General features: G+C 53.2%; 11 protein-coding genes. 8 read left to right on the top strand and 3 right to left on the bottom strand.

The window, feature by feature from the left end; genetic code table 11:
• The first annotated feature begins 142 nt into the window (after nucleotides 1-142).
• The 3 genes from gdhA (at nucleotide 143) to thiL (ending at nucleotide 4,599) form a co-directional block, all read left to right on the top strand.
• A complete protein-coding gene (gdhA, locus tag EDD73_RS00530; protein ID WP_131917726.1) occupies nucleotides 143-1,489 on the top strand; it encodes an NADP-specific glutamate dehydrogenase in 1,347 nt (448 codons plus the stop codon).
• Nucleotides 1,490-1,797: 308 nt separating this feature from the next.
• Nucleotides 1,798-2,640 carry a hydroxyethylthiazole kinase gene (gene thiM / locus EDD73_RS00525; RefSeq protein WP_131917724.1) on the top strand — a complete coding sequence of 281 codons (843 nt, stop codon included), beginning with the start codon at nucleotides 1,798-1,800 and terminating at the stop codon, nucleotides 2,638-2,640.
• 111 nt (nucleotides 2,641-2,751) lie between these two features.
• Entirely contained in the window at nucleotides 2,752-4,599 is a 1,848-nt protein-coding gene (gene thiL, locus EDD73_RS00520) for a thiamine-phosphate kinase (protein ID WP_131917722.1), read from the top strand.
• Between the two features lie 75 nt (nucleotides 4,600-4,674).
• Here the strand turns inward: thiL and EDD73_RS00515 are convergent, their stop codons facing one another.
• Both EDD73_RS00515 and EDD73_RS00510 read right to left on the bottom strand, forming a co-directional pair.
• Nucleotides 4,675-5,190, bottom strand: coding sequence for an isoprenylcysteine carboxyl methyltransferase family protein (locus EDD73_RS00515; RefSeq protein WP_207668762.1), 516 nt, complete (start codon nucleotides 5,188-5,190; stop codon nucleotides 4,675-4,677).
• A 15-nt stretch (nucleotides 5,191-5,205) separates the two neighbouring features.
• Nucleotides 5,206-6,327, bottom strand: coding sequence for a type III polyketide synthase (locus tag EDD73_RS00510; RefSeq protein WP_131917718.1), 1,122 nt, complete (start codon nucleotides 6,325-6,327; stop codon nucleotides 5,206-5,208).
• A gap of 283 nt (nucleotides 6,328-6,610) precedes the next feature.
• On the opposite strand from EDD73_RS00510, the gene gltB reads away from it, so the two are divergent.
• The 5 genes from gltB to EDD73_RS00485 all read left to right on the top strand — a co-directional run bounded on the left by gltB (nucleotide 6,611) and on the right by EDD73_RS00485 (nucleotide 17,696).
• On the top strand, nucleotides 6,611-11,209 hold the full coding sequence (gltB, locus tag EDD73_RS00505) for a glutamate synthase large subunit (protein WP_131917716.1): 4,599 nt from the start codon (nucleotides 6,611-6,613) through the stop codon (nucleotides 11,207-11,209).
• 21 nt (nucleotides 11,210-11,230) lie between these two features.
• A complete protein-coding gene (locus tag EDD73_RS00500; protein WP_131917714.1) occupies nucleotides 11,231-12,715 on the top strand; it encodes a glutamate synthase subunit beta in 1,485 nt (494 codons plus the stop codon).
• A 251-nt stretch (nucleotides 12,716-12,966) separates the two neighbouring features.
• On the top strand, nucleotides 12,967-15,282 hold the full coding sequence (locus EDD73_RS00495) for a hypothetical protein (protein WP_131917713.1): 2,316 nt from the start codon (nucleotides 12,967-12,969) through the stop codon (nucleotides 15,280-15,282).
• 37 nt (nucleotides 15,283-15,319) lie between these two features.
• Nucleotides 15,320-15,793: a ferritin-like domain-containing protein gene (locus EDD73_RS00490; RefSeq protein ID WP_131917711.1), complete on the top strand. Its 474-nt coding sequence runs from the start codon at nucleotides 15,320-15,322 to the stop codon at nucleotides 15,791-15,793.
• Between the two features lie 178 nt (nucleotides 15,794-15,971).
• The gene (locus tag EDD73_RS00485) at nucleotides 15,972-17,696 is read left to right on the top strand and encodes a putative bifunctional diguanylate cyclase/phosphodiesterase (protein WP_131917709.1); all 1,725 of its coding nucleotides are present in this window, start codon (nucleotides 15,972-15,974) and stop codon (nucleotides 17,694-17,696) included.
• Between the two features lie 107 nt (nucleotides 17,697-17,803).
• Here EDD73_RS00485 and EDD73_RS00480 read toward each other — a convergent pair whose 3' ends face one another.
• Entirely contained in the window at nucleotides 17,804-19,030 is a 1,227-nt protein-coding gene (locus EDD73_RS00480) for a glutathionylspermidine synthase family protein (protein WP_131917708.1), read from the bottom strand.
• Nucleotides 19,031-19,061: the final 31 nt, after the last annotated feature.

Here is a 19,061-nt window from a genome sequence, read left to right as displayed (position 1 = left end):
ACTGTATTCTTTAAATGGAATCACTAGTCAACCGAAGATTTCGTAGTATAATATGACCGCAAAAGGTTACTGGACAGAAAAATATCCGTAACCGAAGCCAATATTCAGCAAATATTGAAAGTGATTCAGGAGGTTTTTGACAATGGCATTGAAAAACGAGTATTTGTCCAATCTATTGGAAACAGTAAAAAAGAGAAACGCAGCAGAACCTGAATTTATTCAGGCAGTCACCGAAGTGCTGGAGTCCCTGGAACCTGTTGTCGAAAAGCGCCCTGATTTGGTAGAAGCCGGTGTATTTGAACGTTTGGTTGAACCGGAACGGCAACTCATGTTCCGTGTGCCCTGGGTTGATGACCAAGGCAAAGTTCAAGTCAACCGTGGCTTCCGCGTTCAGTTCAGTTCGGCCATTGGACCTTACAAAGGCGGCATTCGCCTCCATCCTTCCGTTTACCTGGGCATTATCAAATTCCTCGGTTTTGAGCAAGTGCTTAAAAATAGCTTGACCACCCTGCCCATGGGCGGTGGCAAAGGCGGTTCTGACTTTGATCCCAAAGGCAAAAGCGATGGCGAAATCATGCGTTTTTGCCAGAGCTTCATGACCGAACTCTATCGCCACATCGGTGCTGACACGGACGTGCCGGCCGGCGATATCGGTACCGGTGCTCGTGAAGTGGGCTATATGTATGGCCAATACAAACGTCTTGCCAACGAATTTACCGGCATCTTGACCGGTAAAGGCCTGACCTACGGCGGTTCGCTCGTTCGTACCGAAGCGACCGGCTACGGCCTGTGCTACTTCACCGATGTGATGCTCAAAGCCAACGGCAAGAGCTTCGAAGGCCAAACGGTCGTTGTTTCCGGTTCCGGTAACGTTTCGATCTATGCCGTCGAAAAAGCCGTTGAAATGGGCGCCAAAGTTGTAGCAATGTCCGATAGCAACGGTTACATCCATGATCCCAACGGCATCGACCTGGCTTGCGTAAAACAACTGAAAGAAGTAGAACGCCGCCGGATCAAAGACTATGTGGACACCCATCCCGGTGCAACGTACAAAGAAGGCTCTACCGGTATCTGGACCATTCCTTGCGATATCGCACTTCCTTGTGCAACGCAAAACGAAATTGACAAAGCAAGCGCTGAAATCCTTGTCAAAAACGGTTGTTATTGCGTGTCGGAAGGTGCCAACATGCCTTCCACACCGGAAGCGATCGAAGTATATCTCGCCAACGGTGTGCTTTACGGACCGGCAAAAGCAGCCAATGCCGGCGGCGTAGCCACTTCCGGTCTGGAAATGAGCCAAAACTCGGCACGCCTCTCCTGGACCTTCGAAGAAGTGGACCAAAAGTTGAAAAATATCATGCACAACATCTTCAAAAATTGCGACGAAACAGCCAAGGCATACGGTATGGAAGGCAACTACATGGCCGGTGCCAACATTGCCGGTTTCTTGAAAGTAGCCGAAGCGATGAAAGCACAAGGTTGCGTATAATTAACGGATACGGAAGACCATGGCCATAACTGCCTGAGCTTCCTGGCAGTCAAGGGGCCGGACGGCAAAACAGTCCGGCCTCTTTTTTGTCTCTACAAGTTGAAGCAGCTTCCCCCTTTCAAAATTCGCCATTCCGGCTATAATAAAACTATCGTATAGCCCTTGATCTCAACCTGAGACCAAGGGCTATTTGGCTAAGGGCACAATCAACTGCCGGACGTCACAATGGTATGTTATTCTCAAGAGGGATTTATTTTCAAGAAAGATTGATCTTCAAGAGGGATTGATCTGATGAAGGAGGCGACCCCATGCCCCAACAAGCGCTGGTATGCTTACAAACCAAACTTCCCGAGCTTCGTGCCCGGCGCCCGCTGATCCACCACCTGACGAACTTCGTGACCATGACTGACTGTGCGAACATGGTCTTGGCTACCGGTGCTTCGCCCGTGATGGCCCATGCACCGGAAGAAGTTGCCGCCATGGCCCGGATGGCCGGTGCGCTTGTGCTGAATATCGGCACACTTACCTTGCCTTGGATTGATGCCATGATCATGGCCGGTCAAGCCGCGAATGCTGCCGGCGTCCCGGTCATTCTTGATCCCGTCGGTGCCGGAGCGACGCAGATGCGTACTGAAGCGGCACTGCGCATTCTGAATGAAGTGAAAGTTACTATCGTCCGGGCCAATGCTGCTGAAGCTGCTGCGTTAGCAGGACAAGCATCTGTCGTCAAAGGTGTGGATGCCGTCAGCGGTGACGGCGTATCGGCAGCCAAAGCGTTGGCACGCCAATTTGGTGTTGTTACTGCCGTTACCGGTGTCATCGATTACGTATCGGATGGAGAAAAAACGCTCGAGATTGCTAATGGCGATGTCTGGATGAGCCGCCTAACCGGGACGGGTTGTATGGCCTCATCGGTGGTAGCGTCATTCTGTGCCGTCGAAAAAGACGGTCTCACCTCGGCAACGGCGGCGGTGGCCTTTTACGGTGCTGCTGGTGAGATCGCGGCTGGTCATGTACCGCTGGCGCTTGGCAATGAGTGTTGGACAAGTCCACGAGGGCCGCTCAGCTTCAAAACGGCTTTTTTCGATGCAATCTATCGACTTGACGGCCAACGGGCAGCGGAACTGGCCAAGATCAGTGCAGCGGGTTAAGCCAACGTTATGGCCAGAACGTTTTCCCCCAACTTGATGATGACCTTGGATTAGCGAACTTGGTTGGATTAAGGAACTTGGATTAATGAACCTGGATTAAGGAGCATTGCAGTGAAAAAGCCAATTTTTTGGCCCCAGCGACTTCCGTGGACCTATCTGGTGACGGATCGCGCGCTCTGTCAGGGGCGGCCGCTTACGATGATTGTCGAGCAAGCGTTACGGGGTGGTGTAAAAGTTGTCCAATATCGCGAAAAAACCTTGCCTACCCGGGAGATGATCGCCGAAGCAAGCCAACTAAAAGACCTATGTGAGCGTTATGGTGCACTTTTTGTAGTCAATGATCGCATCGATGTGGCCCTGGCCGTGGCGGCACCGGCGATTCATCTCGGGCAAGAGGACATGCCGATCAAGCATGCCCGGGCGATCCTTGGTGATGATGTACTTATCGGTATCTCAGCTTCCTCGGTTGAAGAAGCGCAAATTGCTGAGCGTGACGGTGCCGATTACATCGGTGCCAGCGCTGTTTTTGCCACACCGACAAAAGAAGAAGCACCCGCGTTGGGGCTTGCCGGCTTGAAGGCCATCTGCCAGGCTGTATCGGTGCCCGTCGTCGCCATCGGTGGGTTGCATCTAGGCAATGTGTCCGACGTGATTGAAGCCGGCAGTGCCGGTGTTGCTGTTGTGTCGGCGATCATGGCCGCTAGTGATCCCGAAGCGGCCGCGCAGGCACTGGTGCAACAACTTGAAGCATACCGGTATCAAGAAGAATCCCAGGAAACGTTGGCAGTAACCGAAGAGACCAACGGCAGCGTAACCCGTACCCCCTTGAGCGCTGTCGGTGAATTCGGTCTCATCGCCCGATTGCAAGAAGCATGGGAAAAAGGCGGCCGGGAGAGCACCGAGGGGGCCATTCAAGGCGAAACGCTCGAAGCGAATTCCCACGATGATGGGGCTTTTCAGTGGTTTCCTTCGTCGCCGTTATGGGGCCTGCGCTTAGGTATCGGTGATGATGCTGCCGTTCTTGACTTTCCCGCAGGCAAGCGCTGCTTGGTAACTACCGATATGCTCGTGGAAGATGTTCATTTTATCTGGCATCCGGAGCGCATTCACCTATTGGGACGCAAGGCGCTGGCCGTCAATATCAGTGATATCGCAGCGATGGGTGGCCGTCCCGGATGGGCTTTTTTATCGATCGGTGTGCCGCCCCATGCAGCCGTGGAAGAAGTGGAAGAACTTTATGCCGGGATGGGTGCCGTCGCTGCTGATTACGGTGTGCTCCTCTCCGGTGGTGATACGATCTGCGCCGATAAGTGGATCCTGAATATCACCTTAATCGGCGTGGCCAAAGGGGAGCCGATTACCCGTGGCGGCGGTCGTCCCGGTGACTTCATTTTAGTGACCGGCACGGTAGGCGATTCGGCCATCGGTTTGCAGGAACTGCTTCGCCCGCACCATGAGTTCCCGGAACTTGCCGAAACTTCAGGCGTATTCTTTCGAGACGACGCATCGTTTCTTTTGGCCCGGCACTTTGACCCTACGCCGCGTGTGCCGGAAGCACTGCTGCTTGCCGCCCATGGCGGTGTGACAGCCATGATGGATGTCAGTGATGGGATCAGCAGTGAAGTCCATCATCTTTGCCGCGCATCCCGCTGTGGGGCGCAGATCGATCTGACGGCCCTGCCGATCAGTCCCGCCGCCCAGCGCTGGTCGCAGGCTAAGGGGGAATCGGTGCTACCCTTCGCGCTAACCGGTGGGGAAGACTATGAGTTGATCTTCACGGCCTCACCGGCGGCGGTGCCGGGCTTGATGGCCAGCATTCAAGCCCAGACCGGCACAACGGTGACGGTCATTGGTCAGTTGACCGAACCGGAAGCCGGAATCACCGCTGTTCATCCGGATATTGACGGTGGGGCGCCGAATTATTTACCGGCAAAAGGATTCAATCATTTTTTAGAATAGAAAAAACGGCTTCGCGGACAAAGGTTCTAGTAATAAACGGCCCCAGTGAAAAACGGCGCAGTGAAACCAAACATTTCACTGCGCCGTTTTTTTATATGCCAGTGCCGCTTCTTCCATGGGAATCCGCACCCACAACAACAGCACCAAATTCGCTAAACTGAACACCAAGCTTGTCCCATAGGCGCCAAAGAGCAGGGGCAGCACCAACAATTCGATGATCACCACCAGGTAATTGGGATGACGCAGATACCGGTAGGGACCTTTTTTTACTAACGCTGCCCCCGGTAAAACAATAATCCGTGTATTCCAAAACACACCGAGCGAGCGTATGCACCAAAGCCGTAACCCCTGGGCGACCGCCAGCATGACAGCCGCAAAAGGCCACCATGCCGGCGAAGTCCGGTGCCAGAGGGTGACCTCCCCGACTAAACTGACGAAGAATAAGCTGTGCAAAAGCACAAAAAAAGGATAGTGCCCTTGACCGACTTCATAAGCTCCCCGGGCGAGCAACGCAGTGCGGTGCCGTTGGGCAATTTGTAGTTCGAACAAACGCTGAACGATGACAAGTAAAAGCACCGCGACCAGTCCCATGATCATCTACACCTCTTACCAGCGAAGTAATGCAAGCTCAGAGCAGAAACCCGGTCCCAAGGCCGTCATCAAACCATAGCTGCCTGGCGGTGGCGGATCGGCCAGCGCTTTGGCTAACACAAAAAGTACCGTTGCTGAAGACATGTTGCCATAATGACGCAGTACAGCGCGGCTTGCCGCTGTATCTTCAGCGGACCAGCCCATGGCCGCTTCATAAGCTTCAATGACGCGCAGACCGCCGGGATGAGCGATCACTCGGCGCACATCGCCCGGCCCAAGCCCTTCACCGGCAATAAAAGCCTTGACGACAGGCGCCCATTTAGTGCGCACAATTTGCGGAATCTGACGGGAAAAGACGACCTTCAATCCTTGCTCCGTCACTTGCCAACCCATGACGTCGCCCGTTCCCGGCCAGCGCGTACTTTGACAGTCGATGATCTCCGGGCCCGCACGCAGTGAACGGCTGCGGGAATGACCCGGTATCGCTTCCGTACCGGAGCCGTAGCTACGACCGTGTCCACGGCGGCGCATCGGTTCGTGGGCGATCAACACTGCTGCTGCACCGTCGCTGAACAGCGACGTGGCGATAAGATTGCTTTTACTGCGATCATCCCAGATAAAAGTCAGCCCACAGAGTTCCACCGTAACGAGTAACACATAACGTCCCGGATAAGCCCGGGCCATCTCCGCCGCCCGGGCAATGCCGGCCACACCACCGGCGCAGCCTAGCCCCCAAAGCGGTAAGCGATGCAGATGAGGCGACATCCCTAACTTGTTGGCAATGTGAATATCAATCGTCGGCGTAGCAATTCCGGTGGAAGAAACACAAAGCAGAGTGTCCACGTCCTGCACAGCCACACCGGCTTGCGCCAAGCACGTTTCAATCGCTGTGGCAGCTAAGGCAACCGCATGTTCTTCATAAAGGCGGTTTTTTTCGACTACATCATGAGGTTTTTCAAACCATTCGGTGGGAACACAAAAATATCGTTCCTCGATCTGGCTGTGCTCAAATACGGTGAGCAACCGCCCAATGTCGGCAAAGGATGATGCAAAGAGGGAGTGGGCAAAGCGGCGGGCCATCGCCTGATCGACACAATAGGGGGGGACGGCTGTTCCGACAGAAAGAATTTGCGGCACAACATCCGCTCCTTTTTTGACGATTTCTTTTTAGCTTATTGCACCACCGTGAAGAAAATGACAACGAATCTATAGTTATTTCATTAAAACAAATAATATTCAGATAAAATTATGGATCTTATATTAAAAATACTGAAGTTTGTGTTCTGTATACAATGCTCTATAAACTTAAATGGAAAATGTAATTTATAAGAACAAATCGTGGTTTTACGTGCTATAATGCTGAAGATCTTAAATGAAGCCATATTTCGATGGTTAAAAAATTAAAAAGAGGTTGTAAGGAATGAAAAACATTGGATTGCCACCGAAACAGGGGCTATACGATCCCCAATTTGAACATGATGCCTGTGGGATTGGCTTTGTCGCCAATATCAAAGGCAAAAAATCAAATCAAATTCTTCACCAAGCACTCCGCGTTCTGATCAACCTTGATCATCGCGGCGGCCAAGGCAGTGAAACCAACAGTGGCGACGGCGCGGGGATCCTGATGCAGATTCCCCATGCATTTTTAACCAAAGCTTGTGCTGTCGATCATATTCAACTGCCGGAAGCCGGCCAATATGGCGTGGGTATGCTTTTTTTATCGCCCGATGGGGAGCAGCGGCAAGCCTGCGAAGCGAAGCTGAACGCGATCATTGCCGAAGAAGGCCAGACCGTACTGGGTTGGCGGACCGTACCGACCGACAACAGTTCGCTCGGTGAGACAGCCAAATCGGTGCAGCCCTTTGTGCGCCAAGTTTTCATCGCGCCGAACACAGCGTTGACTGATAACCTAGCTTTTGAACGGAAGCTTTATGTGATCCGCAAACGTGCGGAAAAAGCAATTCGTATGGATAAGATGCCTGGCGGTGAGTTTTTCTATCCCGCATCGTTCTCTGCGCGGACGATCGTTTATAAAGGGATGCTCACACCCGAGCAAGTGGATAAATTTTATGTCGATCTGCAAGATCCGTCCATGGAAACGGCGCTGGCCCTCGTCCACTCCCGTTTCAGCACCAACACCTTCCCCAGTTGGGAGCGGGCCCATCCCTATCGCTACCTGATCCATAACGGTGAAATCAACACCCTGCGCGGTAATATCAACTGGATGCATGCCCGTCAAGCCATGTGCGCATCTGAAGCGTTCGGCGATGACATCAAGAAAGTCATGCCCGTCATCGACGCCGAAGGCAGCGACTCGTCCATGTTCGACAATACCATGGAATTCCTCATGCTGGCCGGCCGCTCCTTGCCCCATGTGGCCATGATGATGATCCCCGAACCCTGGGCGAATCACGAAAGCATGAGCGATGAGAAAAAAGCATTCTATGAATACCATAGCTGCATGATGGAGCCTTGGGACGGCCCTGCTGCCATCGCCTTTACCGACGGGAAAGTGATCGGCGCTACGCTGGACCGCAACGGCCTGCGCCCGGCGCGCTATTATGTCACGAAAGATGACTTGATCGTTCTTGCTTCGGAAGTGGGCGTCCTGGATATCCCCGCCGAAAACATCGTCCGTAAAGAACGGCTTCATCCTGGCAAGATGTTTCTCGTTGATACGGAAGAAGGTCGGATCATCGACGACGAAGAAGTGAAGCAGCGCATCATTAGCGAGCATCCCTACCGGGCGTGGCTCCAAGAGCACTTGATGGCAATTACCGATCTGCCGGATGCCGAACAAGTGGCTACGGCCGACCTGGAAACGCTGCGTCAGCGCCAGCAAGCCTTTGGTTACACCTATGAACAGCTTGACAAAATTGTTTTGCCCATGGCCAAAAGCGCCATTGACCCGCTCGGCTCCATGGGCAACGATGCGCCGCTGGCTGTGCTTTCCGAGCAGCCGCAACTTCTCTATAACTACTTCAAACAGCTTTTTGCCCAGGTGACCAACCCGCCCATCGATGCGATCCGTGAAGAGATCGTTACCGCTACCGGTACCCATATCGGCCCCGAGCGCAACCTGATCCAGCCGGAACCGGCAAGCTGCCGCCAACTCCACTTGCCTTCGCCGATTTTAAGCAACAAAGACCTGGCCAAAATTCGCCATATCCAACGGGAAGGCTTTAGGCCCGTCGAACTGCCCATGATCTACAACGTGGCCGAAGGCAGCCAAGGCATGGAAAAGGTCCTCGAAAACCTGTCGGCCACCGCCGGTAAGGCCATCGATGAAGGCGCCAACATCCTGATCCTGTCCGACCGCGGCATCAACGAAGCCTATGCACCGATCCCGGCACTCTTGGCCGTATCGTCGCTGCAACACTACCTCGTGCGGGAAGGCAAACGGACCCGTGCCAGCATCGTTGTGGAAACCGGTGAACCTCGGGAAGTTCATCACTTTGCGCTGCTCATCGGCTACGGCGCCAGCGCCATTAACCCCTACCTTGTCTTTGAAACGATCGAAGAAAGCTTGGGCAACGGCCTGCTCACCGGCGTTGATCAAGCCAAAGCCGAGTACAACTACATCAAAGCGGCGACCAAAGGCGTTGTCAAAATCCTGTCCAAAATGGGTATTTCCACGATCCAAAGCTATCGCGGTGCCCAGATCTTCGAAGCTGTCGGTATCAGTCAAGAAGTCATCGACAAGCATTTTACCTGGACACCGTCCCGTGTGGGCGGTCTCAATATGGCGGCCATTGCCTGCGAAGTGGAACTGCGTCACAACCGCGCCTACTCGCAACAACCAGGCCGGGAGATCACCCTCGATTCCGGATCCGACTTCCAGTGGCGTCATAAGGGGGAAGCACACCTCTTTAACCCGGAAGCGGTACAAACGCTGCAACAAGCTTGCCGAACCAACCAGTATGGCCTGTTCCAAAAATACACCGCCATGATCAACGATCAAAGCCAGCGCGCCTTGACGTTGCGCGGCTTGCTCGATTTCAAGCGGGATCGTCAATCGGTGCCGATCGACGAAGTGGAATCCGTGGAAGCGATCTGCCGTCGCTTCAAAACCGGCGCCATGAGCTTTGGCTCCATTTCCCCGGAAGCCCATCAGACGATGGCAATAGCCATGAATCGTATCGGTGGCAAAAGCAACACCGGTGAAGGTGGGGAAGATCCGGCGCGCTTCATTCCGCTGCCCAATGGCGACTCGCGCCGCAGTGCGATCAAACAGGTTGCTTCCGGTCGCTTTGGTGTCACAGCGAACTACCTCGTCAACGCTGACGAAATTCAAATTAAAATGGCTCAAGGCGCCAAGCCCGGGGAAGGCGGTCAACTCCCGGGCGGTAAAGTCTATCCCTGGATCGCCGAAGTGCGCGGCTCTACACCCGGTGTAGGTCTGATCTCGCCGCCGCCGCACCATGACATTTACTCCATTGAAGACCTGGCCGAACTGATCCATGATCTCAAAAACGCCAATCCCCGGGCGCGGATCAACGTCAAGCTCGTATCGGAAGTTGGTGTCGGCACCATCGCTGCCGGTGTAGCCAAGGGTAAAGCCGATGTGGTGCTGATCAGCGGTTATGACGGTGGTACCGGCGCATCGCCGCGCACCAGTATCCGTCACGCCGGTCTGCCCTGGGAATTGGGCCTCGCCGAAACCCATCAGACCCTCGTGCTCAACAACCTGCGTGACCGCATCGTCGTGGAAACGGACGGCAAGCTGATGACCGGCCGTGATGTTGTCATCGCTGCGCTGCTTGGTGCCGAAGAATTTGCCTTTGGCACAGCCCCGCTCGTCGTTCTGGGCTGCGTCATGATGCGCGTCTGCCACCTCGACACCTGTCCCGTCGGCGTAGCGACCCAAAACCCCGAACTGCGCAAGAACTTCAAAGGCGATCCCGACCATCTCGTCAATTTCATGAAGATGATCGCCCAAGAAGTACGCGAACTGATGGCGGAACTGGGCTTCCGGACGATCAACGAAATGATCGGCCACACCGAAATCCTCGAGCAGAATCAAGCCACACGGCACTGGAAAACCCAGGGCATCGACCTGGCGGCACTGCTCTATCAACCCAACGTTCCTGAAAATATTGGCCGCTTCTGCACACAAGCGCAGGATCATGGCCTCGATAAATCCCTCGATATGACGACCTTGCTGCCGCTGGCCCAACCGGCAATTGAGTCCGGTACACCGGTCAAAGCCGAAGTGGCCATCGGCAACGTCAACCGCGTTGTCGGTACCATCATCAGTTCGGAAGTGACCCGCCAATACGGCGCTGCCGGACTGCCAGAAGACACGATCCAGTTCAAATTTAACGGTTCGGCCGGTCAGAGCTTTGGCGCTTTTGTTACTCGCGGCATCTCGCTGACCCTCGAAGGCGATGCCAACGACTATGTGGGCAAGGGCTTGTCGGGCGGTAAACTCGTCGTTTATCCGCCGGCCCAAGCGACCTTTGTTCCCGAAGAAAACATCATTATCGGCAATACGGCCTTCTACGGTGCCACCTCCGGCGAAGCCTATATCCGCGGCGTCGCCGGCGAGCGCTTCTGCGTCCGCAACAGCGGCGTCAACGCTGTTGTCGAAGGTGTGGGCGATCATGGCTGTGAATACATGACTGGCGGCCGCGTCGTGGTCCTTGGCAGCACAGGCCGTAACTTTGCAGCCGGTATGTCCGGCGGTATCGCCTATGTACTCGACCGCAACGGTACTTTTGCCAACCGCTGCAATATGGAAATGGTGCAGTTAGAAACGCTGCAAGATGAAAAAGACATCGCCCACGTCAAGGCGATGATCGAAAAACACGTCCAGTACACCGGCAGCCAATATGCTCAAGACGTGCTGGATAACTGGGAAGCATACCTGCCGAAGTTTGTCCGCGTCATCCCCAAAGACTACAAGCGCATGATGGCAGCGATTGACCGTGCCCATCAGCAAGGGCTGACCGGAACGGAAGCCATTATGGCCGCCTTTGAAGCAAATAAAAACGACGAATCGCGCGTCAGCGGCAACTAAGAGAGGTTTGGAGGAACGACGATGGGCAAACCAACTGGTTTTATCGAATACGCACAAGAACAATTAGCCGACCGCGATCCGATCGAACGGGTCAAGGACTGGCAAGACTTTCATCTGCCCATGAGCGAAGAAGCGCTTAAGCGCCAAGCCGCTCGCTGCATGGCTTGTGGCGTCCCCTATTGCCACAGCGGCGTGATGATCAACGGGATGGCTTCCGGCTGTCCCCTCCATAACGCACCGCCGGAGTGGAACGATCTCGTTTATCGCGGGCTGTGGGAGAAAGCGTTGGAACGGTTAACGCGGACCAACAACTTCCCCGAGTTCACCGGCCGTGTCTGCCCATCGCCTTGCCAAGGCGCTTGCACCACCGGCCTGGTCGGCGACCCGGTCACGATCCGGACCATCGAATGTACGATCATTGACAAAGCCTACGAAGCAGGCTGGGTCCAGCCCGAGGTACCGGCCGTACGGACCGGTAAAAAAGTCGCCGTTGTCGGCGCCGGACCGGCCGGCCTCGCTTGCGCAGCGCAACTGAATAAAGCCGGCCACACCGTCACCGTCTACGAGCGCGCTGACCGCGCCGGCGGCTTGTTGATGTACGGCATTCCTAACATGAAGCTGGAAAAACAGGTGGTACAACGTCGCATCGATGTCATGGAAGCATCGGGCATCACCTTCGTCACCGGTACGGAAGTGGGCAAAGACATTCCGGCCACCCAACTGCAGCAAGCATACGATGCTGTCGTCCTTTGCGGCGGCGCTACCAAGCCCCGTGATCTCCCCGTCCCGGGCCGTGAATTGGCTGGCATCCATTTCGCCGTTGACTTCCTGAAAGCCAACACGAAAAGCTTGCTCGATTCCAATCATGAGGACGGCAACTATATCTCCGCCGCCGGTAAAGACGTCATCGTCATCGGCGGTGGCGACACCGGCACTGACTGCGTCGGTACCTCCTTGCGCCACGGCTGCAACACCGTAACCCAACTGGAGATCATGCCGAAAATGCCCGACGAGCGGACGCCCGATAACCCCTGGCCCCAATTCCCCCGAGTCTGCAAAACCGATTACGGTCAACAGGAAGCCATTGCCCGCTTTGGCGCCGATCCCCGTCAATACTGCATTACGACGAAGCGATTCGTCGGCGATGAGAACGGCCATGTCCAAGAAGTGCACACGGTACAAGTCGAGTGGGTCAAAGACCAACAAGGCCGTTTTATCCCGAAAGAGATTCCCGGCAGTGAAAAAGTCTACCCGGCCCAACTGGTGCTTCTCGCCATGGGCTTCCTCGGCCCCGAAGACACCGTGCTGGAACAATTGGGCGTCGAGCGCGATCCCCGTTCCAACGCGAAAGCGGAAGAAGGTTCCTACGCCACGAATGTGCCCGGCATCTTTGCCGCCGGTGACATGCGGCGCGGTCAAAGCCTCGTCGTCTGGGCGATCAGCGAAGGCCGTCAAGCGGCCCGCGAATGCGACCGCTACTTGATGGGCAGTACCAACTTGCCCTGATTAGTCCCCAAGGTATAGCGAAAAGCCCTGCCGGTTATCGGCAGGGCTTTTTTGCTTAGGCTTACGCGTTACCAAAAAAGTTATTGTCACCACAAGGATTTTGTTCAGCCATAGCGAATGTAATAATATACACAGATAGATTCATAAGACATAAAGCTCCGCAAAAAAAACTCGCTTCACCGGACAGTCCGGGGCGAGTTTTCCTTGTAATTATGATGATTGTAACTGTTATCCTTAAGGGGTGATCGAACGTGAAACCTTCAAAATCTGTAGCCCTGCGGCGTCGACTGCTTAGCCAGACTCCTGTGATGAAGGATAGCTTTTTTGAAGCCTTTGTTCGTAAAGATGAACGCTGGCAACGATCGTTGCTGACATTTCGGGCTGCCTGGCAAGGAAAACTAGGGCAACTTTGCGTTTGTCGTGGGCAATTTACCTATAATCCGCTTGATCCGGCGTTGTTAAGCTGGCATGAGATTCCCTACCGTAAATGGAAATCGGAGGAGCTCAATGAAATCCCGTTACAACGCAATGAATTAGGTGGAGCATTGCAAGCGATGCTGCAATATTGGGCATTGCTTGACCGTGAAGAAACCAACATGCAGCGCATTGGCGAAGAACTTTGGCCAGACCTGGGACGATTATATCAAGGGTTGGCACCGCTGCCGCCTCTCGGTGGAGGAACAAGCTATCGCTTTATGCAAAAATTACGGCCCGAAGCCATGCAACCGAAAGATGTGGCGCTGGCCTATATTCTGTCGCAGCAAAATCTGGATATGGAATTGACGCAAGCCCTTGGTGAGCCTAAAGAAGCAATTCGTGTACCTTGGTGGGATATCTTAGCCAAGCAACTCTACGAGGAACCACCGAGCCATGAAAAGCCCATGGCGCCGTGGTACCTTTATGCGATGGTACGTAATGAAATTCAACGCCGCACAAGTTCCTGGGAAAGCATTGACGTAGATCCTAAGCTGTGGAATCCCGGTGATCTGGCAGCGCAAATTGACGGAATTGTTCAGCGCATGGTGCAAGAAGCACTTGATGCCGCCTGGATCATTCCCTGGAAATCGGAACACCTCCTGATCACGTCAGCATCGACAGGCGTATCATTGCCAAACGTAGCTGATTATCAAGGGAAACTCCATCTGGCCGGTAAGCATGAACTGCTTAACGAGGTGGCCATCCCCCAAACTACAACACTGGAACTCACCTGGCTTCGCAGTGCCATCCAAGCAACCCCTTCGATCTTAGGGAATTTAAGTCTACCCTGGGAAAAAAGATTGATCGAACTGGATTTGCATCGCCACGGTTTGCTCTGGCGGATTCAGGATCGACGTTCCTGGCCGGCCCGCCCCTACCTGTTGAGTGAACAGATCAGCCAGTTTCAAGCGCCCTTTTACTATCGCGTCTTCCGCTTAGGTACCCAGCGAGGAACGGTTACAACCAAATTAAACAACACAACGGCGTTGATGGGGGTAGCTGAAGCAGGCGGATTCGTCTGGCAAGAAGCCCAGACCAATTGGCAAAGCGAAATTGATGCAGGCCATGATCATCGTTGCAGTTTTTATCTGTTTAATGATGTATTGGTCATCGTCGGTAAAGACGAAACGCGCATCGCCGGTTGGGAAAAGAAATTATCCTTGCGCGGTATGATAATGCAAAACGAGCAATTACCCCTTTGGTTGTATAGTTCATTTCGCGATTGGTTGTCCAATGTAGATGTGTCTTCCTTTCCCGAGTGGCGTCAGCAAGTGCAAACCATGCTTTCCGTATTTGACGCCAAGCGCGTAGGATTGCCGGACGGATGGCAGCAAGTGCCTCCTGTAAAAGCGCCGGCCTTGTCAGATGATGTTTATCTGTCAGCACTGATGCATACATGGAAAGAGTGGTTCCATCAAGAACCACAAGAAGTAGCCGCTGTTACGAGGGGCTTCCTGGATTGGATAGGTATGAGCAGGGAACAGTTTCTGCGGCATGGTGAACTCATTCGCGGTTTGTTGCTTGACGGGATCATCTTGGCCCTGCCCCAGGAGATGCGCCCGGTCTGTTTACGCCACCAGATGGATGTGCTTGATCGTCGGCTCGTTAAACGACTGAAAAAATGGACAGAAGTGCCCTTTGGTTTTTACCAAATCCTATCAAGCACGGCTGAAGCCTGTCGCGTTCGCGATTTTTTGACAGGAGAAGAGATTGCTGCTGATGTATTGTTGATGGGACCGGGAAAGCTACAGGCACAGGAGATCATTATGGCGCGGTTGCTGCCGCTGGATGATGGGCGATGGTGGTTGGCTGGTTCGATGGGATTGTCGACGCCATGCTTGTCGATTGTGCAAGAGTACTTGCTCCACGATTATGAGAAGTGGAGCGGGCAACAGGGAAGTGCCGTGGAGGCCATGCCCAAGTGGTATGCCTACTTACAACATAAAGGATGGAAACTGGTAGGTGAAGTTGTACGTGTTCTCGATGATGTGGAATGCCCGCAGCGAGAAGCTCTGTGGTACGAAGCACCTCGCCTAACGGAAGATTTTCCTGCCCAACCGATCGCCAATGAGACCGGTCAAAGTCAATAAACGGCGGTAACGTTAATGATGAAATGGAGTGACTTCTATGTTGTTTCGGTCTTCGGAAATCGTGGATTTTGCGGTCAGCATTGAAAAAAACGGTGAAGCTTTCTACCGTTCTCTGGCGGCCCGGATCACCAATCCGTCGATACGCCAGGTCATCGAAGAGCTAGCCACTGCCGAGAGCCAGCATATCGTTGATTTTCAAGCATTGCGTGACCGCCTGGGCGATTATGAACCGCCGGAACAATTTCCCGGAGAGTACGAAGCCTATATGCAGTCATTGATTCAAGACAGTGTGTTTGGCCAATCAGCGCGCATCGAAGAGCTGATCGAGCGAATCCATTCTGATCGGGATGCGATTCAATGGGCACTCCATTTTGAGAAAGAATCGATTCTTTTTTTCCATGAGATGATGAATCTGGTGGCCATAAGTGATCGCCGGGCGGTACAGGAACTGATCCGGCAAGAGCAGGAGCATATTCGTCGCTTAAGTGCGATCAAAAAAGAACTTCCTTAACATCGAACACATCCGAAAAAAACCATATTGATCTGAAAGGCTACGGACAAAAAAAAGGATCCGTAGCCTTTTTCTATCGTTGAAAAATGGTTTCTTAGCAGGATTTATGTCTAATTAATGCGAATACCATTAGGACAAAGACAAGGCAAAGCAAGTCCAAGGGCAAGGAGGATGTCAATTGAGCGAACAAGCCAAGGACGCGGCTTGCTGCGTACGGATCAGCGATCTCCGGATTCGTCAACTGCTGGAAACACTTGATGATATGGTTGCTGAGACAGATACGAATTTGTGTTATCGCTATGTAAGTACTTCCTACCAACGTTTTTTGGGATTATCGGCAGAAGAATTAGCGGAGACAAGCATTGTCGACCGTGTACACCCTGAAGATATAACGGTAGCACAAACGCTTTTTGAGGAATGCTTGATCACGCGCGTTCCGATGCGTGCAGAATTTCGCTACCGCCATGCCAGTGGTGAATACCTTTGGCTGGAAGTGGCCGCTGTTCCTCTGGTAACCGAAGAGGCAACAACCGGTTTAATCGTATCCAAACGGGACCTTACCGAACGCCAGCGTTCGCAGAAACTTGTCTATCATCTCGCTTATTATGATCCCCTGACGGATTTGCCCAACCGCACCTTGCTGCAACGCCAGTTAGCCATTGCCTTGCGCAAAGCGACAGCAACCAATACCCTCTTCGGGGTGCTCTACATGGACCTTGATCGCTTTAAGACGATCAATGACCTTGTTGGACACGTGGGCGGTGATCAGTTGCTCAAGGAAGTGGCTGATCGTCTGAAGCGGGTAGTAGGACATGGTGATTTTTTGGCCCGTACCGGCGGCGATGAGTTTGCCTTATTAATTACCAACGCGCGGGACCGCCAGCGTCTGATACTGCGGGCGGAAGAAATTCTGAAAATGATGCGTACACCTTGGGTCATTCATGGCTACGAGTTTCCGTTGTCCTTTAGCATTGGCATTGTCATGTATCCCGGTGATGGGGAAACACCGGAAGAATTATTTAAAAACGGTGACCGGGCCATGTATGTAGCGAAGGCCCAGGGAAGAAACACCTATTGTTTCTATGAACATCAATGGGAAAAGCAACTCAAAGAGCGGCAGTTGATCGAGAGTAATTTGCGGCATGCCTTGGAGCGTAAGCAGTTACAGTTGTATTATCAACCGCAATTCGATACGATGACCGAAAAAATGATCGGTGTGGAAGTGCTGATACGCTGGTTCCATCCGGAATTAGGGATGATTCCGCCGAACCATTTCATTCCAATCGCCGAAGAAACGGGATTGATTTTGCCAATTGGTGAATGGGTTCTCCGTACGGCTTGCCGCCAAGCCAAAGAGTGGCAAGAACGTGGTTTTGACCCTGTACGTGTGGCGATCAATTTATCACCGCGCCAGTTTCAGCAGCAAAACCTTGTGGCTACCGTGGAGAGCGCCCTTTATACCTCCGGTTTGGAGCCACAATGGTTAGAACTGGAGATCACCGAATCGCTGGCCATGAAAGATGCCGAATTTACCATTGCGATGCTTAAAGATTTACGGGCCATGGGGGTCAGCTTGATGATTGATGATTTTGGCACCGGCTATTCATCCCTTAGCTACCTCATGCGCTTTCCCGTGGAAGGGCTGAAAATTGATAATTCCTTTGTACGCGATTCGATAGAAAGCAACAGCAGTGCACTGCTCTTGGCCAGTGTGATCACCTTGGGGCGCAATCTCAATATGCGCGTCATTGCCGAAGGTGTCGAGACGGAAAAACAACTGACTTTTTTGCGCAAGCATCAATGCGATCAGGTACAAGGCTACTTGCTTGGCCGTCCGATGCCTGCCGCTGATCTGGAAAAACAGCTTAACAAGGTTAGCGATGATGATGATAGGTTCAGTTGAATGAGGGTTGTTACCCTTCCTGGGTTACAGACAAAGTAAAAGCAACCATTCCAAGCTGCGCTGCTTGAAATGGTTGCTTTTTTTGTCTGATGCCCGACAATCCGGTGTTACTCCACCAAGGTAGGGACCCAACAAACATCTTGTGTGCTCAGCACCGTGGTCCCCAGACGTGTAAAGTATCCGGCAGGTTGATCTTGCGCACTGAAGGTGGAGATGGCCGGTACCAGTTTGCGCATCTGTACCCGTCCGTTGCGCATGACTGGAAAAGCAAGCGCTTCACTGGGGACAAGGCGTTGGTACACATAATTTTCTTCATGACAATCGGTGAGTAGCAGCGACGATGACCAGCGGATGCTTTGGTTTTCCCGTTGCTGCAGCGGCTTGATCATCGTGGGCTGACCGATCAGCGGCTCCGGATCAAAGGAAGTATAGGGAATATATTTGGTGACCACCTTTTGCAACGAAAGCGGCAGATGACCTTTTAACAGCCAGATCAAAGCAAAAAGAGCGTTAGAACGTAGCACAAGTGTTGAAGGTGGATTGATCAAATGTAATTGTTCCGATTGCAGCGCTGTAACCAAAGCACCGCCGTCCCGTTCCGGCGTGTACCACTCAATCGAAGCGAAACTTTGGAGGAAATCCAAAGGAGCATCACCCAAGCAAAGGCGCTGATCGTCATTTACGGTCAGCAACTGGATATCGCCGATAATCGTTGCGCCGGGGAAATGAGCCAAACGGCGCATCAAGCGCAAGGTGGCTTCTTCTTCCGGATTGGATGGAAAGCCGACGATTCCCGTAACCGAAGAAGCATGACCGCCTTGACGGGTAAAGGAATCACGCAAACTGGCCCGTAATTGCTCACCCAAGAGCTGATTCGGATCGCGCAGGTACGGATGGCACCGTTCGGCGATCAGGGGCTGCAGGCCGCAGGCTTCAATCTGACCGAGCGGTGTTTCGCTGTTAAAAGCCAGCAGTGCCGGACCCTGCGGTGTCCAGTGCCAATCAAAACGTCCCATGGCCGTCAGATAGGGAAGCGGCGAAGACAGACAAAACGAACGAAGCTCCGTGGGAATGCCTAAAAAGGTCAAAACCTCAGGATACAACCGGACATGCATCTGGACATGATGAAAAAGCGCCACCACTTCGCGGTGGGCCGTTTGCAGCGTTTCATGTTCTTCCGCGCTCAGTGCCAGTGCGTGAAGATTGAGATAGTGCTGGCCACGACGATCGAAAGCCCAAGTAAATCCAAAGTCTTTTTCAAAGCGGGCCCATTCTGCTTCCCATGTATCGAGATAGGCATCACGGTCTTCGCCATGTACCCAAACCAGGCGCATGACCTCAACTCCTTCATGATTGGCTCCATTT

Origin of the sequence: Heliophilum fasciatum (genome assembly GCF_004341395.1) — a bacterium.
GTDB classification, from domain to species: domain Bacteria; phylum Bacillota; class Desulfitobacteriia; order Heliobacteriales; family Heliobacteriaceae; genus Heliophilum; species Heliophilum fasciatum.
This window is presented reverse-complemented; position numbering and strand designations above follow the sequence as displayed.

Bases quoted from the DNA above. Each gene is read 5' to 3' on its own strand.
- thiM (WP_131917724.1), top strand. From the start codon at position 1,798: ATGCCCCAACAAGCGCTGGTATGCTTACAAACCAAACTTCCCGAGCTT.
- EDD73_RS00515 (WP_207668762.1), bottom strand. From the start codon at position 5,190: ATGGGACTGGTCGCGGTGCTTTTACTTGTCATCGTTCAGCGTTTGTTC.
- EDD73_RS00480 (WP_131917708.1), bottom strand. From the start codon at position 19,030: ATGCGCCTGGTTTGGGTACATGGCGAAGACCGTGATGCCTATCTCGAT.
- gdhA (WP_131917726.1), top strand. From the start codon at position 143: ATGGCATTGAAAAACGAGTATTTGTCCAATCTATTGGAAACAGTAAAA.
- EDD73_RS00490 (WP_131917711.1), top strand. From the start codon at position 15,320: ATGTTGTTTCGGTCTTCGGAAATCGTGGATTTTGCGGTCAGCATTGAA.
- EDD73_RS00500 (WP_131917714.1), top strand. From the start codon at position 11,231: ATGGGCAAACCAACTGGTTTTATCGAATACGCACAAGAACAATTAGCC.
- gltB (WP_131917716.1), top strand. From the start codon at position 6,611: ATGAAAAACATTGGATTGCCACCGAAACAGGGGCTATACGATCCCCAA.